This window comes from Aeromonas sp. S9(2024) (assembly GCF_041403185.1).
GTDB classification, from domain to species: domain Bacteria; phylum Pseudomonadota; class Gammaproteobacteria; order Enterobacterales; family Aeromonadaceae; genus Aeromonas; species Aeromonas enteropelogenes.
Map to the genome: position 1 here is coordinate 465,178 of NZ_JBGLRE010000002.1, position 17,610 is coordinate 482,787.

The window sequence follows — 17,610 nt, forward strand, 5'->3', positions numbered from 1 at the left end:
AATAAGGGCTTTACAGACCTTATCAATTACTCAGCTTCAACGAAGCCATCTTGTTCAGCTTGAACAACGATGTCCTGAGCGCGAGCTTCCAGTACGGTGTCAGCAGCAGCATTCAGGTACAGCTGAACGGCACGGATAGCGTCGTCGTTACCCGGGATGACGTAATCAACGCCGTCCGGGTTGGAGTTGGTATCAACGATGGAAACTACCGGGATACCCAGGTTGTTGGCTTCTTTGATAGCGATGTGCTCGTGGTCGGCATCGACAACGAACAGAACGTCAGGCAGGCCGCCCATGTTCTTGATACCACCCAGGCTCTTCTCCAGCTTTTCCATTTCGCGAGTACGCATCAGCGCCTCTTTCTTGGTCAGCTTGTCGAAGGTACCGTCCTGGCTCTGGGTTTCCAGATCTTTCAGGCGCTTGATGGACTGACGAACGGTTTTCCAGTTGGTCAGCATGCCGCCCAGCCAGCGGTGGTTGACGTAGAACTGGTCGCAACGCTCAGCGGCTTCTTTGACGGCTTCAGACGCGGCACGCTTGGTACCTACGAACAGTACCTTGCCCTTCTTGGCAGCTACGGAGCTGATGAAGTTCATGGCATCGTCAAACATCGGAACGGTTTTTTCCAGGTTGATGATGTGAACTTTGCTGCGGGCACCGAAGATGTAGGATTTCATTTTCGGGTTCCAGTAACGAGTCTGGTGACCGAAGTGAACGCCGGCTTGCAGCATGTCGCGCATAGAAACTTTAGCCATTTTATACCTCTGTATTGGGGTTAGGCCTCCACACATCCCATGTAACCGACCCCAAAGGGGCACCCCGGTACAGGTGTCGATGTGTGTGTGTTGTTTAAGTAAGGGTGATGAAACAGGGACCCATGATCCCCATTCCGGCGCGCTTTATACCATAAGTTTGCTCAGGACACCACCGGCGACACATCAAACGGGTGTGAAATCTGGATCCCGTCAGGAGAGGCTGCAACGTCGATTTGACGATGTGATGACAATCACACTGGAAGTGAGCAGGGGTTGCGGATAAAATTTTGCCCTGATTGCAAACGCATCTATTTTTCATTACCTGCCCGACCAGCCGTTGCTGGTTGTTGTGGTAGGCCGCAAGAGAGATCCCATGTCCATTAAAATCAAGACACCGGAAGAGATTGAAAAGATGCGCGTTGCCGGCCAATTGGCCGCCGATGTGCTGGTCATGATTGCGCCCCATGTCAAAGCTGGCGTCACCACTGACGAACTGAACACCCTGTGCCACAACTACATCGTTGACGTGCAGCAGGCCATCCCGGCCCCTCTCAACTACCATGGCTTCCCCAAATCCATCTGCACCTCGGTGAATGATGTGATCTGCCACGGCATTCCGAATCACAAGAAGCTGCGCGACGGCGACATCATCAACCTGGACATCACCGTCATCAAGGATGGCTACCACGGCGATACCTCCGCCATGTTCATCGTGGGCGAGACCACGCCGCTGCGTCGCCAGCTGTGCAAGGTCGCCCAGGAGAGCCTCTACGCCGCCATCAAGACGGTGCGCCCGGGTGCCTGCATCACCGAGATCGGCGCCGTGATCCAGCCCATCGTCGAGAAGGCCGGCTTCTCCGTGGTACGTGACTACTGCGGCCACGGCATCGGTGCCGAATTCCACGAAGAGCCGCAGATCCTGCATTACCGCAATAGCGGCAAGCTGGAGCTCAAGGCCGGCATGTGCTTCACCATCGAGCCCATGGTCAACAGCAAGAAGTATCACTGCAAGGTCAACCCGAAAGATGGCTGGACCGTGACCACCAAGGATGGCGGCGACTCCGCCCAGTGGGAACACACCCTGCTGGTGACCGAAGATGGCTGCGAGATCCTGACCCTGCGCCCTGACGACACCATCGACCGTTTCATCAAACACGGTTAACATTGAACCCCGGCTCTGCTCAGAAGCGCCGGGGTTTTTATTGCCCGTTTTCGCCATTTCCCAGCCACCTGCGTGTGAGATGCCATGGACGCCAGCCTGCTTTCCCCCCACCTGTTACCCGACGATCAGCTCACCCGTGACAACTGCAAGGAGTACCTGAGTCGTTTCCTTGGCTGGCTGCACGCCCGCTTCGACGCCGGCGACAACATCATCGAGCTGGTCGCCACCCGCTCGGAGTACATGGATCAGCTGCTGACCCGGTTGTGGCAAAAATTCGGCTTCGACAAAACGGATCTCACCCTGATCGCGGTGGGAGGGTATGGCCGGGGTGAGCTGCACCCCCACTCCGACATCGACCTGCTGATCCTCTATGACGGGGACGAGCTGGACGAGGTGCTGGGGCTGCGCATTGGTGAATTCATCACCCTGTTGTGGGATCTGAAACTGGAAGTGGGCCAGGCGGTACGCAACGTGGCAGAGTGCATCGAGCAGGGGCGGGCCGACATCACGGTGGCCACCAACCTGATTGAGGCGCGCTACATCACCGGCCGCCAGGCGGGGTTCCAGCAGCTCAGGGAGGCGACCGGCCCAGAACACTTCTGGCCAAGCGAGGCCTTCTTTCGCGCCAAGCGCCAGGAGCAGGCCGAACGCCACCAGCAGTTCCTCGGTACCGCCTACAAGCTCGAACCCGATCTCAAGTGCAATCCGGGGGGCCTGCGCGACATCCAGACCCTGGCCTGGGTGGCCCGCCGCCACTTCGGTGCCACCACCCTGTTCGAGATGACCAGCCACGGTTTTCTCAATCGCGCCGAATACCGCGAGCTGCTCGACTGCCAGAACTTCCTGTGGAAGGTGCGCTTCGCCCTGCACATGGCCATCAACAAGGGGGACAACCGCCTGCTGTTCGATCGCCAGCGCACCGTGGCCCAGATGCTGGGCTTTGAGGGGGAAGGCAACACCCCGGTCGAGCAGATGATGAAGCGCTTCTACCAGACGGTGCGACGGGTCTCCGAACTCAACGAGATGCTGTTGCAGCTGTTTGACGAGGCGATCCTCGGCAACACCGCCATGGACGTGCGCCGCCTCTCCGATGAATTCCAGCTCCGTGGCCGCCTCATCGATGCGGTGGATGCCGAACTGTTTGCCCGCGAACCCGCCGCCATCCTGCGCCTCTTCTACCAGATGGCGCAGCATTCCGAGATAGCGGGCATTCACTCGGCCACCTTGCGCCAGCTGCGCGAGGCGCGGCGCAAGCTCAACTGCTGGCTGCAGGATATCCCCGAGTGCCGCCGCCTGTTTATGGCGCTGTTGCGTCACCCCAATGGCATCGGCCAGCCCCTCAGCCTGATGCACAAGTACGGGATCCTGGCGGCCTATCTGCCCCAGTGGAACCTGATTGTCGGCCAAATGCAGTTCGACATGTTCCATGCCTACACGGTGGATGAACATACCCACCGGCTGCTCAAGAACATCCATCAGTTTCCCAATCCGGCCAGCCGCCAGACCCACCCGCTCTGCCACGAGGTGTTTACCCGGCTGCGCAAGCCGGAGCTGCTCTATGTAGCCGCCCTGTTCCACGACATCGCCAAGGGGCGGCGTGGCGATCACTCCGAGCTCGGTGCGGTCGATGCGCTGGAGTTCTGCCAACTGCACGGCTTCGATCGCTACGAGAGCCGGTTGGTCGCCTGGCTGGTGCGCCATCACCTGCTGATGTCGGTCACCGCCCAGCGCCGCGACATCTACGACCCCGAGGTCGTCACCGACTTTGCCCAGAAGGTGCGGGACGAACAGCATCTCGACCTGCTTTACTGCCTGACGGTGGCCGACATCTGTGCCACCAACGACACTCTGTGGAACGACTGGAAGGGCACTTTGCTGCGGGAACTCTACTTCGCTACCCAGAAGGCGCTGCGCCAGGGGCTGGAAAACCCGCCGGACATGCGCCTGCGGATCCGCGAAAACCAGCGTCAGGCCAAGCAGCTCCTGGCCCAGCGGGATGTCACGGAAGAAGCCGTCAACCGCTTGTGGGCCGACTTCAAGGCCGACTACTTCCTGCGCCACAGCCCGGAACAGATCGCCTGGCACTGCCGCCACATCATCGAACACGGCGACAACCCGGCTCCTCTGGTGATCATTGGCAAGCACCCGACCCGGGGTGGCAGCGAGGTGTTCATCTACTGTCGCGACACGCCGAATCTATTTGCCACCGTAGCCTCGGCATTGGATCAGAAGAACCTCAACATCCACGACGCCCAGATCATGAACTCGCGCAGCAACTTCGTGCTTGATACCTTCGTGGTGCTGGAGCCGAGCGGTGAACCCATCAGCCCGAACCGTACCGCGCCCATCAAGAAGGCGCTGGAGAAAGCGTTGCAGGAGCCCGGCAAGCTGGTGCTGCGCAGCAAGCCGCTGTCACGACGTCACCGCCAGTTCAGCGTGCCGACCCGGGTGGTGTTTCTGCCCCACAAGGGAGAAACCCGCCACACCCTGATGGAACTGACGGCGCTCGATACACCAGGCTTGCTGGCCCGCATCGGCGCCGTGTTCCAGCAGTGCGGGCTGTCGCTCCACGCCGCCAAGATCACCACCATAGGGGAGCGGGTAGAGGACTTTTTCAGCCTCACCAATCTGGCGGGAGATCCCCTGACGGCGGAGCAGCAGCTGCAACTGGAAGAGCGGCTGGTACACCAGCTCAATCCGCAGCAATCCTGACTGTGGCGTGAGCAAAAAAGCCTCGCAAGAGACTGTTTACAGAGCGTTTTTACCCTGAGAAACCAGAGGCCTCACCAGGGGTGACACAGAAATGGCCACAAGACTGAAGAAATCGGGTTTCCCCTCTTAAACACGATCGGAAAAGTGTGATACAACAAACAGAATTTTTTAAAGGAAACCTGTCATGACCGAGTTGCAACAGATCATTGAATCGGCCTTCGAGCGCCGCGACACCATTACTCCGGGTACAGTGGATAGCGCCACCAGATCCGCCATCCTGCAAGCCATCGACCTGCTGGACTCCGGCAAGGCCCGCGTTGCCGAGAAGATTGCCGGCGAGTGGGTTGTTCACCAGTGGCTGAAGAAGGCAGTGCTGCTCTCGTTCCGCATCAACGACAACGGCATCATCAAGGGTGACGATGCCCAGTACTACGACAAGGTTCCCCTCAAGTTTTCCAACTACACCGAAGAGCAGTTCCGCGAAGCGGGTGTGCGCGTGGTGCCGCCGGCGACCGCCCGCAAAGGCTCTTTCATCGCCCCCAATACCGTGCTGATGCCCTCCTACGTCAACATCGGTGCCTACGTTGACGAAGGCACCATGGTCGACACCTGGGCCACCGTCGGCTCCTGTGCCCAGATCGGCAAGAACGTCCACCTCTCCGGCGGCGTCGGCATCGGCGGCGTACTGGAGCCGCTGCAGGCCAACCCGACCATCATCGAGGACAACTGCTTCATCGGCGCCCGTTCCGAGGTGGTTGAGGGCGTTATCGTGGAAGAAGGCTCCGTCATCTCCATGGGCGTCTTCATCGGCCAGTCCACTCGCATCTATGACCGCGAAACCGGCGAAATTCACTACGGCCGCGTACCGGCGGGTTCCGTTGTGGTTTCCGGCTCCCTGCCCTCCAAGTGCGGCAAGTACAGCCTGTACGCTGCGGTGATCGTCAAGAAAGTCGATGCCAAGACTCGCGCCAAGGTGGGCATCAATGCCCTGCTGCGCTCCATCGACGAGTAACTGGCAGTCCTTTGAAAAAGAGCGCCTGATGGCGCTCTTTTTTTATCGTTGAAGAATGCTCGTCGGTGCATCTCGCATGATGTTCGGATAAGGCAGAAAGGGCCTTTTGAACCCCATTTGGATTTTGGCGCCCCTGTCACAGGCAAGCCACACCCGCTCGGTTAAGATAGATGACACAGGATCGTTTCAAACCAAGGAAGCCTGATGTACGAGAATCTGAAGAGCCTGGGGATCCAGGATCCCGCCTCCGTCGACAGCTACACCCTGCGCCAGGAGGCCAACCATGACATCCTCAAGATCTACTTCAAGAAGCAGAAAGGCGAGTTCTTCGCCAAGAGCGTGAAATTCAAATACCCTCGCCAGCGCAAGACCATGCTGGTCGACTCGGGTACCCATGAGTACAAGGATGTCACCGAGATCAACGCCAATCTCAAGTATGTGGTGGACGAGCTGGACAACCTGACTCAGGGCGTGCACGTTCAGGCCGATCCGGATATCAAGCAGAAGATCCTGCGCGACCTGCGCCATTTGGAAAAAGTGGTGCAAAACAAGATCAGCGAAATCGAGCGGGACCTCGAAAAGCTGTAATCCTGCTCTTCCCCAAAGAGCGCCCTGATGGCGCTCTTTTTATTGCCCTACACGCAGAATCCACATCACTGTCTCCACTCTCGAGGCAAACACCTGCTCTCCAAACAGAAAAAACGGTGAATCACCTCATTTCCGCTTATCTGACACGGCAACCCTCTACACCCCAGCTACAAAACGGAAAAAGGGAGGCTTGCGCCTCCCTTTTCGGAACTCCAGGATTCAAACAACCGGATTAGTTGCTCTTCATCCAGATATCCATGTCGGTTTTCAGGTTGTCGGACTTGGTGCCGAAGATGGCCTGTACGCCAGAACCAGCCACAACCACACCGGCAGCGCCCAGTTTCTTCAGACCAGCCTGGTCAACCTTGGCCACATCTTTCACGCCGACACGCAGGCGGGTGATGCAGGCATCCAGAGAGGCGATGTTCTCTTTACCACCGAAGGCGGCAACCAGAGCGGCGGACATTTCGTCTTTACCTTGGCCCACAGACTCCTCGGCAGTCTCGTCTTCACGGCCCGGAGTTTTCAGGTTCATGGCACGGATCACGAAGCTGAACACTACGTAGTAGATAGCGGCGTAGACCAGACCCAGACCCACCAGCAGCAGCATGTTGCTGGCACGCGGGGATTGCACCACGAAGTCGATGAAGCCGTTGGAGAAGGTATGACCGTGAACCACGCCCAGCATGTTGGTCAACACGTAAGCCAGACCAGCCAGGACGGCGTGGATGGCATACAGTACCGGTGCCACGAACAGGAAGGAGAACTCGATCGGCTCGGTGATACCGGTCAGGAAGGAGGTCAGGGCAGCGGAGGCCATGATACCAACGACCTTGGCACGGTTTTCCGGCTTGGCAGCGTGAGCGATGGCAAACGCGGCAGCAGGCAGACCGAACATCTTGAACAGGTAACCACCGGCCAGCTGGCCGAAGCCGTTACCGGCGGCGCGAGATGCGTCGTCAGCAGTCAGGAAGCAGGTCATGATGCCGTGTACGGTTTCACCGGCACCGTTGACGCAGGTACCAGCCTGGTAGAAGAACGGTACGTTCCAGATGTGGTGCAGACCGAACGGGATCAGGGAACGTTCAACCACACCATAGATACCGAAGGCCAGTACCGGGTTCTGGTTGGCAGCCCAGTCAGAGAAGGCACCGATGGCACCACCGACCGGCGGCCAAATCACGGACAGGATCACGCCCAGACCGATAGACAGGAAACCGGTAATGATGGGCACGGCACGCTTGCCGGCGAAGAAGCCCAGATACTCTGGCAGCTGGATCTTGTAGAAGCGGTTGAAGGCCCAGGCGGCGATACCACCAGCCAGGATACCACCCAGTACACCGGTATCGATGCTTTCAACGCCCATGACCGGCGCCATGACTTTCAGGGTGGCGACCATGATGCCGTAGCCAACGATGGCTGACAGGCCGGATACGCCGTCGTTATTGGTGAAGCCAAGTGCCACACCGACTGCAAACAGCAGGGCCATCTGGCCGAACACGGAACCACCTGCCTGCTCCATCAATTGGGAGACGATTTCCGGCAGCCAGCTGAAGTGGGCAGCACCCACCCCCAGCAGAATACCTGCAACGGGCAAGACTGATACGGGCAGCATCAGCGCCTTACCAACCTTTTGCAGATTAGAGAAAGCATTTTTCAACATTGTGTGCGCTCCTGAATGGATTGTCTTCCCTGAACGAGTTGTTTGAATGAAATAACAGCAGTTCATCCAAATATCGTCGGATCGGGTTTGATTATTTTGACCATCAAAATATAACCCACCGGGTAATAAATTGCTGCTTTCGAAGAGAGAGGAATATTGAATTTGGAGGGGAGATCACAACTTGTTTGGCTGCAATAAAATCTTATTTTCGCAAGATAAATTACCGCATGATAAGTCTATTACACAAATAGATAAATTACAGTTTCGCTTTGTATTTTAATAATTCCAAATATATCCACAGGAAACACAATGTAACACTATGTAACCAACTCCTTTTTATTATTACAGTCTACCGATTAAAAAGGCCTCCAACAAGGGAGGCCTTAAAAATATATTGCTCAGTCAAAAAGTCGGGTTAATCCCTACTTTTGGGAACGCTTCACCGCATCGACGAACACCGCCTTGGCCTTGCTGGAACCGGCACGCTCAGCTTCGCTGACCAGCTGCATCGCCTTGTCGATATCACCGGCATTGACCGCTTTCTCGATCTGGGATTGATAGAAGGCTTCGGTCTCGGCCAACATGGGAGCCACGGGTTTGCTCCCCACTCCGGTTGCCAGCGGAACAACCAGCTTGTTGGGTTCCGGGTTGACCACAGGTGTATTGGCATCGATCACGTCCTGATAGACAGGCTTGTAATAGTTGCTATCTGTTTTTACCCCGCTCAGATCTTCCATCGACACGCTGACCACGCCCCAGGGAGAGTGGGGAATAACGGGATCTTTCTCACCGTAATCAACAACCCCCAGCGACTTGGTCATTAATTTGGACGGGCTCAGGATGGTCGTTGTCTTGTCAAGCGTGGCGGAATCCGTATAGATCACCATGTAGCTCTCGTTATTGGGGTTACCCACATAGGAACGATCCACCGTAAACACGGCCTCCATGCGATCGCCTTCCAGCATGCGGGCGGGCTCGTACTTGAATACGTCACTGCCAAGCTTGCGGGTCACATTGAATTTGGAGTCAAGCATCATTACGGTGGGATTAAACAGGGACTTGTCGATCAAGCCATCCACCGTAATGCGCAAATTGCCTGAGTTCACAGGCAGGCGGAAGGCAGCAAAATAGCTTTTTCCTTCGTTGAAGTTGTAAGCCGGGGAGCTGCTGTCAATCGGGACCAACTTGGTCGCCCCAGGCTGAAGCTCCTGAAAAGGCAGGCTGGAGACATCACGGCAGCAGCTGCTCACCGACGCCAGCTGGGTCATCGCGGTATCACGATTTCCCAAAATGGATTTGAATTCTTGCGTCGGGGCTACGGTTGTTTCCAACGAAGCACACCCCCCCAAGACAACTGAGCAAAATACAGTCAAGGCTAACCCGGAATATCTCATTGCGTAACCCTACGGACAGTGTTGTAAAAAAAGCGCCCCCGTCATGCGGGGGCACTTGCATTCATGACATCAAACAGCTTACCACCAGGCTTCAGCTTGAACACCGAAGTTCCAGGAATCATCCTGTTTCACGCCGTTGGAGTCCGGACGGAACTGTCCATCAGCATCCAGATAGGAGGCATAAACACGGATTTCCGGACGGGCCCAGAAGCCGGAACCAGCGGACCAAGCCTGTGCCAGGGTGTACTTCTTGCCGATGGTGCTGGAATCAGTACCACTGTTCGGCTCGTAGCTATCGTGGTGATAACCGAGTTCGGCGATGGTCTTCATGGTGTCGTTCCACTTGTACATCGGGCGAACGACGACGGAGAAGGTGTCCTTGTCAGCGCTGTTGTTATCAATGTCACTGGCCATGCCGTAAACAATCTGGTGACCGAATTCGACTTTGTCACCGATAGGCAGCACACCCCAGTTGATGAAACGCCAGCCATCGCCTTTGGAGGCTGCCTGGCTCAGGCCGTTGCCAGAACCACTACCATAATCGACGGCCTGGGATGCATAACCGTCAGCAAAGTACTGAACCACAGTCTTGTTGAAGCCACCCAGCATGGACTGAGTCAGCTCGGCGGTCAGCATGTGGCCATTTTTCTCGTAGTCCTTGCTGCCCAGTGCCGCTTTCTGCTCATCGGTCAGGTTGGCACGAGCGAAGTCATAACCCAGCTCCAGGGACGCGTCGGTCCACAGCGGAATACCGGCATAACGCACATCCAGCACGTCAGTATCGACGCGCTTGTCTACGCCGACACCACCAACGAACTCATCGTAGTCATCCCACGGGTCGTTGCGCAGCCAGGCGAAGGAGAGCTTGCCGGGACCGGCCTGGATGTTTTCTACACCGGCGCCCGCGCCGGATACATCCCAGTAATAGAAGTCGGAGATATGAATATCGTGACGCTGGTAGTAACGCTTACCAGCCCACAAGGTGGCTTCCGGCGCAAAGCCCAGCACACCTTTGGCTTGCACGTTGAACTGACGCAGGGCGAAGTCGGCATCGCTGCCGCTGGTGCTTTCCCAGTCACGGCCTTGCTGACCAGAGACCATGGCAAACATGGAGTCTACATAGAAGGTCTTGCCATCCTTGTTGTAAGCCTCTTGACCCAGCTGTACTTCGCCGTAGGTCTCGGCTTCGTTACCCAGACGACCGACTTTCTGCTTGGAGTAAGTCTGGAGGCTGCCATTATCGGAAGTACCAACACCGGAACGCATATAACCGTGGAAATCTACGGCAAAGGCGGCTTGGGAAGCCAGGGCGGCAGTAACAGCTGCTGCAATCGGGAGCCACTTCATTTTCATTGTCATATTCCTTATTTCCCGCTGTGAGGAGTGTGATCCTGAATATTCAACTTCATATCACCAGGCAATCCTGCAGGTGATAACCGAGGTCGATTATAGGGAGCGCATATCGCGACAAATATGAGCAGACTCACAAAATGGCGACAAATCGCTCGGCAAACGTTCGCAGCGCCAAACAGAAGTAAAAAAAGAGTAAATCGAGCAACAAAACACCACCAAAATACACAAAATTAAAATTACATTGCACTTGAAATCGGTACCAACAATTAATTTGCTTCTAAGCAAAAGTGAATATTTGCGCATCCTTTTTTAAAAACATGACTGAAATCGCTTTCATGATTGAACTTTTATTTCCTCGTTATGTCGCGGCCTCTGGGCACTAAATGAGCGGGATAACTTTTTAGCATCTTGAAATAGATACCTTGCAGGGGAGAAATATGGATACCAATTGGGTTGGCGGATAGTGAAAATAAAAATCCCCTGTGGCAAACCGACAGGGGATTTTTATGGCGCTATTTAACAAACAATTCAGGGCTGAAACGTCCACTCCTTCAGCCAGGAAAGTGCCACCTGTTCAGGTTCATCATGAAGGGTGGCATCCAGTTCAAGGCGGGGGATCACAGCGCTCGCCCCCAACTCTTGCAGCTGCTCGTCAAGACGACGGCCGGCCCCACAGAAATGCTCGTAGCTACTGTCACCCATGGCGATCAGGGCATAGCGCAACCCCTTGAGCCAGGGCGCCCGATCGGCCAGATCGCTGGCAAAAGGTTGCAAATTGGGCGGAATATCCCCCTGGCCCGTGGTGGCACTCACCAGCAACAAAAAACGGCCGGGGTCTATGTCCTCCAGCCGAGCCTCTTCATGCAGGGCACACTGGTGCCCCTTGCGTTCAAGCTCGTCCGCCAGCGTCTCGGCCACCAGCATGGCCGCACCATAGACGGTTCCCACCACAATATCGATCTGCGCCACTACCTGCCTCCTGCACGCACTTGTTGTCGGTATAATCACCGACTCTATCAGCAAGCAGACCAGGGATGCCACCGAATGAGGCTCAGTAATCGCTCTCGCTGGCGGGCCAACCCAGTTCGGCAAACAGCTGCAGCACGTCTTGACCGAGGGGGGCCTGGATGCGCATCGGCACCTTCAACACCGGATGCTCAAAGCTCAGGGTGCGCGCCACCAGCAGCAGGCGCTCACAGCCATATTGCTCGCGAAAGAAGCGGTTATGGCGACCATCACCGTGGGTGGTATCACCGACAATGGGGTGGAACAGATGATCCAGGTGGCGGCGCAGCTGGTGTTTGCGACCTGTCTTCGGGAACAGTTTGACCAGGCTGTAACGGCTGGTCGGGTGTTTCTTGGAGACGGCATAAGGCAGCTCGACGCTGTGCAGACGCCGGAAGGTGGTGACGGCCTCCTGGGCCGGACGATCCGGGTCACTCATGGCGTCGGCTATCTTGTCCAGCTGCTCCTTGAGGGGATAGTCGATCACCCCCTGCTCGGGCGCCCAGCCCCGCACCAGCGCCAGATACTCCTTTTGCACCTGGCGATTGGCAAACGCCTCGGTCAGGGTGCGGGCTACGGTTGGATCCAGCGCAAACAGCAGCACCCCGGAGGTGGGACGATCGAGGCGATGTACCGGGTAGACATGACGGCCCCCGATCAGATCCCGAGTCATCTGCATGGCAAAACGGGTCTCGGCCTTGTCCAGCCAGCTGCGGTGCACCAGCAAGCCGGATGGCTTGTTGACCGCCACCAGCCAGTCATCCTGATAAAGCAGGGTCAGGCTCATTTTTCCACCACTTTGCCGGAAAGCAGCAGATCGAAACGGGCGATGAGGCGCAGCAGATCTGCCACCTCGGCGAGCTCCTCTTTATAGACTTCGCTGGCCATGGGATAGATGGAGACGTTGCTCGGCAACGGGGCCTGCAGCAGCACCAGCTGCTCCATGCGCGGGATCAGCACGAACTGCAGCCACTGATCGAAGCTCAGGGTATCGACACAAAAAGGCAGGGTGCTCGCCAGCGCCTCCTCGCCAGGGTGTTCGGCTTGCCAGCGTTCGAGGCGTTGCAACTCGGCGGTGAGTTCCCCCAACAGGCCAGCTACCAGCAAATATTGATTCATCTCGCTCTCTTCCTCTTCACCACGGGTTGATCCTTGGGCGGCGAACATGACGCGATCGCCTGGCGGCCGGACCGGGCCTGCCGCCGTCAAAAAAGGGCGATACTATACACCTCGCCCCGCACCGCTGCCATGGCGAACCGTGGCAACCACTGGCGATCCTCGGCGAGGGCCTTATAATCGGCCCGCATCACCCAAAGCCGGATTACACCATGTCTGCCACCGCTTCAAGCATCAATACCCTGACCGAATTTCTGACCCAGGCAGGAACCCAGTTCCAGCTGTTTGACATGGGCCGCCAGGTGCGCCCGCTGCCAAGCGATCTCTTTGTTCGCATTGAGCAGCAGCAGGAGCCCTATCCCTGGCCCCTGCAGCAGCATGCCTGGCTTGGCGTCCACTTCTTTCAGCCAGCCGAATCCCGCCACTACCTCTGGTTCCTCAAGTTTGCCCTCGATGAGCGCGGTTTGCTCATCTCAAGCGGCCCCAAACACTTCATGGATCAGGTAGTGGAAACCCTGGGCTACAAGCTGGCTGGCGAGCTGGATGAGGAGAAGGCCCAGCGGCTGGCCGACAATCCCTATACCTTCCGCCCGGCCGAGGCCAAGATGGCCAGTCTGCATGCCAAGCTGGCCTATCAACTGGAGCAGGCACCGTCCGCCTATTACGATGCCCTGCGCCATTATCTGGCGGCGCCCGGTGCCGATGGCTGGCAAACCCTGGGAGTACAGGGCTTCGCCGATCTGGCGGAGCGACTGCACGATGAGCGCAACCTGGCCCTGGTGTGCAAGGCTTTGCCAACCCTGCCGCTGGAGCCCCTCTATGCCCTTTGCCAGAGTCTGGAGAGCGCCCCCCTGCCACCGGCAGTGCAAGGTGCCCTGCTGGAGCGCATCGGCCGGGAGCAGGAGTGCGCAGCCCCCAATCCCGAGACCCTCGCCTATCTGTGCCGGGCGCTGGCCTCCTGCAACGGTAATACTCTGCGCACCAACAAGCTGCTGACCCTGCTGCAAACCCAGCCCAGTCCGGCACTGCTGCTTGCCATCGCCGGCCGGCTCTGGCCCGATCTGAAAAATGCCGATCTGCTCAGCCACTATCTGGAGCAGCTGGCCCTGCAACCGACCCAGTTCTTCAATCAGGTTTTTGCCGAACTGGTCACCTTGCCGGCCCTGCGCAATGATATGCTGGCCAGGCTGCGCGACCCCGAACGTAGCGAGGCACTGGGCAAGGCCATCGGCCGTCTGTTCGCCTCAGCCTAACCCCGCATTCGCGCACGGACAACGAAAAGGAGACGGGAAGCCCTGCATGGGGATTCCCGTCATCACATGGACAACAAGGAAGCCCCTCCATGGGAGAGATGCTCGGAATCCTGCTGCTGATGGCCATCGGCGGACTCTTCTGGCAGCAGCGGCGACAGGCCGAGCTGGCCTGGCAATATATGCGTCGCTACTGTCAGCACCACGACTTGCAGCTCCTGTCATTGGCCCGTGGCAAGCGCGAGCTGGCCCGCCAACCACTGCGTCTGCTGACCCACTACCAGTTCGAGTTCTCCAGCGACGGCGAGAGCCATTATCAGGGCACTCTCAAGATGCAGGGATTGCACGTGGTCGGCGTCGAGCTGCCGCCACACCGCATGCCCTCACTTTGAGCCCGGGCCTGGCTGCAACAGGGGGAACTGGCTGGCTATAATCTCAGGGTCAAGCAACGGGAGAGACGAGATGGAACCCCTTGTCCACGACCTGCCGGCCCTGTTTGCCCAGTTGGGCATGGCCAACGACGAGCTGAGCCTGCACCGCTTCGTGCATGAGCATCACCTCGACAATGAAACCCTGCTGCCGGAAGCCAGTTTCTGGAACCGCTCCCAGGCCAGCTTTCTACGTGATGCCCTGTGGCACGACTCGGACTGGTGCGAGGCGATCGATCAGCTGGACGTGATGCTGCGCCAGCCCCGCTAGGCAACCTCTTTCCTCACCATCGGGGTTTGGTTAAGATCCCGCACCAATCCCCCATCCCCCCAGAGCACGCTAATGTCCGCCCACGAGATCATCCGTATCGCCAATGAACTGGCCGCCCGGGGCCTGACCCCCACCACCGCCATGATCAAGGCTCGCCTGAGCCAGCCCGTCCCCATGGCCGAGTTGCTCAAAGTGTTGAGCCAGTGGAAACAACAGCCTGCCGAGCCACAACTGGCCACCAGTCAGCCAGAAGAAACGCCGCAACCTGTGGGCGAGCCGACGCTGCAACAGCTGGGCGAACAGCTGAACCGACTCGAACAAAAACTGGATCGACTGACCGAACTGTTGATCCGCCAGGGGCAGAACTGAGTCATGTATATCGTCGAACTCTGTTTTGAATGCTACCGCGACACCTCGCTGGGCGAAGCCGAGCGTGCCATCGTCAACTATCTCGACATGCTGCGCTATCAGGGCCAGATCCTCGGGCGCGAGTTCCCCACCAGCATGCACGAGGGCTATTTCGTCAGCCGGGTCGTCTGCCCCGAGCAGGACAGCCTGCACCCGGACAACCAGAGCGAACAGGTCAAACTGGCGGAGCAGGGGCTGCACCAGGCGGGGCTGCTCGCGCCCAAGCTCCATCTGCAGGGGGCCGACCTGCTCTCCGACAGCACTGACCCCTGCCCCCGCCCCAGCTGGATGCTGCTCTACACCAGCTTTTTGCACACCTGCTCGCCACTGCGCTGCGGCGATCACTTTGCCCCCATCCCGCTCTACCGCCTGCCCGCCATCGCTAACGGGGATCACAAGCAGATCATCAAGTGGCAGGAAGATTGGGAGGCGTGCGATCAGCTGCAGATGAACGGCTCCATCGCCGAACATGCGGCGCTGCACGAGATTGGTGAGGTCGGCAGTCGCCTCCATCGCCGAGGCAGCGATCTCGGCAAACGGTTGGAGGCCCTGACCGGCATACCCACCTACTACTACCTCTACCGGGTTGGCGGCCTGAACGCCGCCGAGGAAAAAGCCCGCCCCTGCCCCGGCTGTGGCGGAGACTGGGCGCTGGCCGAGCCGCTGCACGAGATCTTTGACTTCAAATGTGACCACTGCCGACTGGTCTCCAATCTCTCCTGGGATTTCAAGGATTAAGAGTCGGGCTCAGATAGTCCGGCCTGGGATAGATAAAGAGAAGGGCCTTGCTCCGTGGCAAGGCCCTTCTTTTATATTCACAACTCTTCGACAACTTTATTGCGGCAGGGTCTCCAGCCGCGCAAGAAATACTGCCAGAGAGGGCGCCAGCACCAGCTGGCGACCGGAATCGAGCCACTCCAGCCACACCTGACCGCTCTCGTTATCGAGCGAAATTAGGGTCATCTCATTGCGCGTAGTCGCGATAAAGATGGAAGGGGTCCGCTTGAGTTTGCGCAGCATCAGCAGATGGCCGATAAGGTTCTCTTTCAGCAGATCGAGATCCGCCTCGTTCCAGGGCAGGATCAGCTCAAGGCGCAGCCCCTTGAAAAGGCAGGGGATGGGGCGACTGAACCAGTGACCAAACAGCGCCAGCGCATCAGGGTGCAATGTCAGCTCCAGCGCCTCGGCGAGGGCGCTGAAATCGGCAGGTTCGGTGCGCTGATAAGGTCGCCAGGGAATGCGACCATCGACCGGCTCCTGCAACTGGCACGGAGAGCGCCAGTCCGCTTCCCAGTCGCACAAGGGCAGACCTCGACGAGCCTCGCCATCCCGTTGCCAGCGGGCCAAAAAATGCGCCAGGGCAGACAAAACTTGATCCGACATCGAAAATCCCCACAATTGCTGGCAAAGTCTGCTATTGCACCATCAAACATGGCGACAGACAAGGCCGCCTGAACCGGGCCCCTATTGGGCCACCAGTATGCCTTTCCCTGGGATCACCACACTTCATGAGCAAACACGTGAGCAAACAAGAGAGATACGCGGGGGCCAGCGCCCTCAAGGGCCTCACCCTGGGCCAGCAATCCGACTACATCAGCCAGTACACCCCCTCCCTGTTGCAGCCGGTTCCGCGCAGCCTGAACCGGGACGACCTGCAACTGGGTGCCGAACTGCCGTTTGCCGGTTGCGATGTCTGGACCCTTTACGAGCTCTCCTGGCTCAATGCCAAGGGCAAGCCGATGGTCGCGGTGGGCGAGGTGACCATACCGGCCACCAGCGCTAACCTGATTGAATCCAAGTCTTTCAAGCTCTATCTGAACTCCTTCAACCAGACCCGCTGCGACTCCATAGAGGCGGTGCAGGCCATGCTGGTCAAGGATCTCAGCGCCTGTGCGGGAGAAGCCGTCCAGGTCACCCTGTTCCCCCTCGACCGGGCGCCGCACCAGATTGCCACCCTGCCCGGGGAGTGCATCGACGATCAGGATATCGAGATCGATGGTTACGAGTTTGACGCGACCCTGCTGCAGGGGGCCGCAGGCTCAGAGGTGGTGGAAGAGACGCTGCACAGCCACCTGCTCAAATCCAACTGCCTGGTGACCAGCCAGCCGGACTGGGGCTCGGTGGTGATCCGCTACAAGGGGCCCAGGGTCGATCGGGAGAAGCTGCTGCGCTACCTCATCTCGTTTCGCCAGCACAACGAGTTCCACGAGCAGTGCATCGAGCGGATCTTCATCGACTTGCAGCACTACTGCCAACCGCAGCAGCTGACCGTCTATGCCCGCTATACTCGCCGCGGCGGGCTGGATATCAATCCGTTCCGCTCCGATTTCGAGGCCGTCCCCGCCAACCTGCGCCTGATCCGTCAGTAACCCCGGCTCAAAGAGGCAAGGAGAAAGGGTACCCCCCTCCCCTTGCCCGCCTCCAGACAGTAGAGGCGAGGATAAATCCCCTCTCCGGTCCCCGGACCGCATCGCGGCCACCAGTAAACACTGG

Annotated in this window: 18 protein-coding genes; 10 read left to right on the forward strand and 8 right to left on the reverse strand. The window is 58.1% G+C overall.

Annotation, left to right across the window (positions count from 1 at the left end; translation table 11 throughout):
- Positions 1–26: 26 nt before the first annotated feature.
- Positions 27–755, reverse strand: coding sequence for a 30S ribosomal protein S2 (gene rpsB / locus ACB028_RS05350; RefSeq protein ID WP_005303470.1), 729 nt, complete (start codon positions 753–755; stop codon positions 27–29).
- Between the two features lie 373 nt (positions 756–1,128).
- Between rpsB and map the strand changes: the two genes are divergently transcribed.
- The 4 genes from map (at position 1,129) to ACB028_RS05370 (ending at position 6,229) form a co-directional block, all read left to right on the forward strand.
- A complete protein-coding gene (gene map / locus ACB028_RS05355) occupies positions 1,129–1,917 on the forward strand; it encodes a type I methionyl aminopeptidase (RefSeq protein WP_042027960.1) in 789 nt (262 codons plus the stop codon).
- A gap of 84 nt (positions 1,918–2,001) precedes the next feature.
- The gene (gene glnD / locus ACB028_RS05360) at positions 2,002–4,629 is read left to right on the forward strand and encodes a bifunctional uridylyltransferase/uridylyl-removing protein GlnD (protein WP_371143695.1); all 2,628 of its coding nucleotides are present in this window, start codon (positions 2,002–2,004) and stop codon (positions 4,627–4,629) included.
- Between the two features lie 184 nt (positions 4,630–4,813).
- Positions 4,814–5,641, forward strand: coding sequence for a 2,3,4,5-tetrahydropyridine-2,6-dicarboxylate N-succinyltransferase (gene dapD, locus ACB028_RS05365; protein ID WP_026458010.1), 828 nt, complete (start codon positions 4,814–4,816; stop codon positions 5,639–5,641).
- 204 nt (positions 5,642–5,845) lie between these two features.
- Positions 5,846–6,229: a DUF3461 family protein gene (locus tag ACB028_RS05370; protein ID WP_005303475.1), complete on the forward strand. Its 384-nt coding sequence runs from the start codon at positions 5,846–5,848 to the stop codon at positions 6,227–6,229.
- A 232-nt stretch (positions 6,230–6,461) separates the two neighbouring features.
- Here ACB028_RS05370 and ptsG read toward each other — a convergent pair whose 3' ends face one another.
- The 6 genes from ptsG to ACB028_RS05400 all read right to left on the reverse strand — a co-directional run bounded on the left by ptsG (position 6,462) and on the right by ACB028_RS05400 (position 12,763).
- Positions 6,462–7,892 carry a PTS glucose transporter subunit IIBC gene (gene ptsG, locus ACB028_RS05375; RefSeq protein WP_042027964.1) on the reverse strand — a complete coding sequence of 477 codons (1,431 nt, stop codon included), beginning with the start codon at positions 7,890–7,892 and terminating at the stop codon, positions 6,462–6,464.
- 422 nt (positions 7,893–8,314) lie between these two features.
- On the reverse strand, positions 8,315–9,076 hold the full coding sequence (locus ACB028_RS05380) for a MalM family protein (protein WP_371143696.1): 762 nt from the start codon (positions 9,074–9,076) through the stop codon (positions 8,315–8,317).
- A gap of 288 nt (positions 9,077–9,364) precedes the next feature.
- Positions 9,365–10,639, reverse strand: coding sequence for a maltoporin (locus tag ACB028_RS05385; protein ID WP_042073170.1), 1,275 nt, complete (start codon positions 10,637–10,639; stop codon positions 9,365–9,367).
- 528 nt (positions 10,640–11,167) lie between these two features.
- Positions 11,168–11,608, reverse strand: coding sequence for a flavodoxin (locus ACB028_RS05390; RefSeq protein WP_223378754.1), 441 nt, complete (start codon positions 11,606–11,608; stop codon positions 11,168–11,170).
- 82 nt (positions 11,609–11,690) lie between these two features.
- Complete coding sequence (gene truC / locus ACB028_RS05395; RefSeq protein WP_371143697.1) at positions 11,691–12,431, reverse strand: tRNA pseudouridine(65) synthase TruC; 741 nt, start codon at positions 12,429–12,431, stop codon at positions 11,691–11,693.
- Complete coding sequence (locus ACB028_RS05400) at positions 12,428–12,763, reverse strand: YqcC family protein (RefSeq protein WP_026457550.1); 336 nt, start codon at positions 12,761–12,763, stop codon at positions 12,428–12,430. Before ACB028_RS05400 ends, truC begins: the two co-directional genes overlap by 4 nt.
- A 209-nt stretch (positions 12,764–12,972) precedes the next feature.
- On the opposite strand from ACB028_RS05400, the gene ACB028_RS05405 reads away from it, so the two are divergent.
- The 5 genes from ACB028_RS05405 to ACB028_RS05425 all read left to right on the forward strand — a co-directional run bounded on the left by ACB028_RS05405 (position 12,973) and on the right by ACB028_RS05425 (position 15,855).
- Positions 12,973–14,013, forward strand: a complete 1,041-nt coding sequence (locus tag ACB028_RS05405) for a DUF3549 family protein (protein ID WP_371143698.1) — start codon at positions 12,973–12,975, stop codon at positions 14,011–14,013.
- Between the two features lie 89 nt (positions 14,014–14,102).
- On the forward strand, positions 14,103–14,402 hold the full coding sequence (locus tag ACB028_RS05410) for a DUF3301 domain-containing protein (RefSeq protein ID WP_026458265.1): 300 nt from the start codon (positions 14,103–14,105) through the stop codon (positions 14,400–14,402).
- 70 nt (positions 14,403–14,472) lie between these two features.
- Positions 14,473–14,709, forward strand: a complete 237-nt coding sequence (locus tag ACB028_RS05415) for a DUF2789 domain-containing protein (RefSeq protein WP_026458264.1) — start codon at positions 14,473–14,475, stop codon at positions 14,707–14,709.
- A gap of 72 nt (positions 14,710–14,781) precedes the next feature.
- Entirely contained in the window at positions 14,782–15,078 is a 297-nt protein-coding gene (locus ACB028_RS05420; RefSeq protein ID WP_042073175.1) for a hypothetical protein, read from the forward strand.
- Between the two features lie 3 nt (positions 15,079–15,081).
- Positions 15,082–15,855 carry a Zn-ribbon-containing protein gene (locus ACB028_RS05425; protein ID WP_223378762.1) on the forward strand — a complete coding sequence of 258 codons (774 nt, stop codon included), beginning with the start codon at positions 15,082–15,084 and terminating at the stop codon, positions 15,853–15,855.
- A gap of 96 nt (positions 15,856–15,951) precedes the next feature.
- On the opposite strand, the gene syd is transcribed toward ACB028_RS05425, so the two are convergent.
- Entirely contained in the window at positions 15,952–16,500 is a 549-nt protein-coding gene (gene syd / locus ACB028_RS05430; RefSeq protein ID WP_371143699.1) for a SecY-interacting protein, read from the reverse strand.
- Between the two features lie 125 nt (positions 16,501–16,625).
- On the opposite strand from syd, the gene queF reads away from it, so the two are divergent.
- Complete coding sequence (gene queF, locus ACB028_RS05435; protein ID WP_371143700.1) at positions 16,626–17,486, forward strand: NADPH-dependent 7-cyano-7-deazaguanine reductase QueF; 861 nt, start codon at positions 16,626–16,628, stop codon at positions 17,484–17,486.
- Positions 17,487–17,610 lie beyond the last annotated feature (124 nt).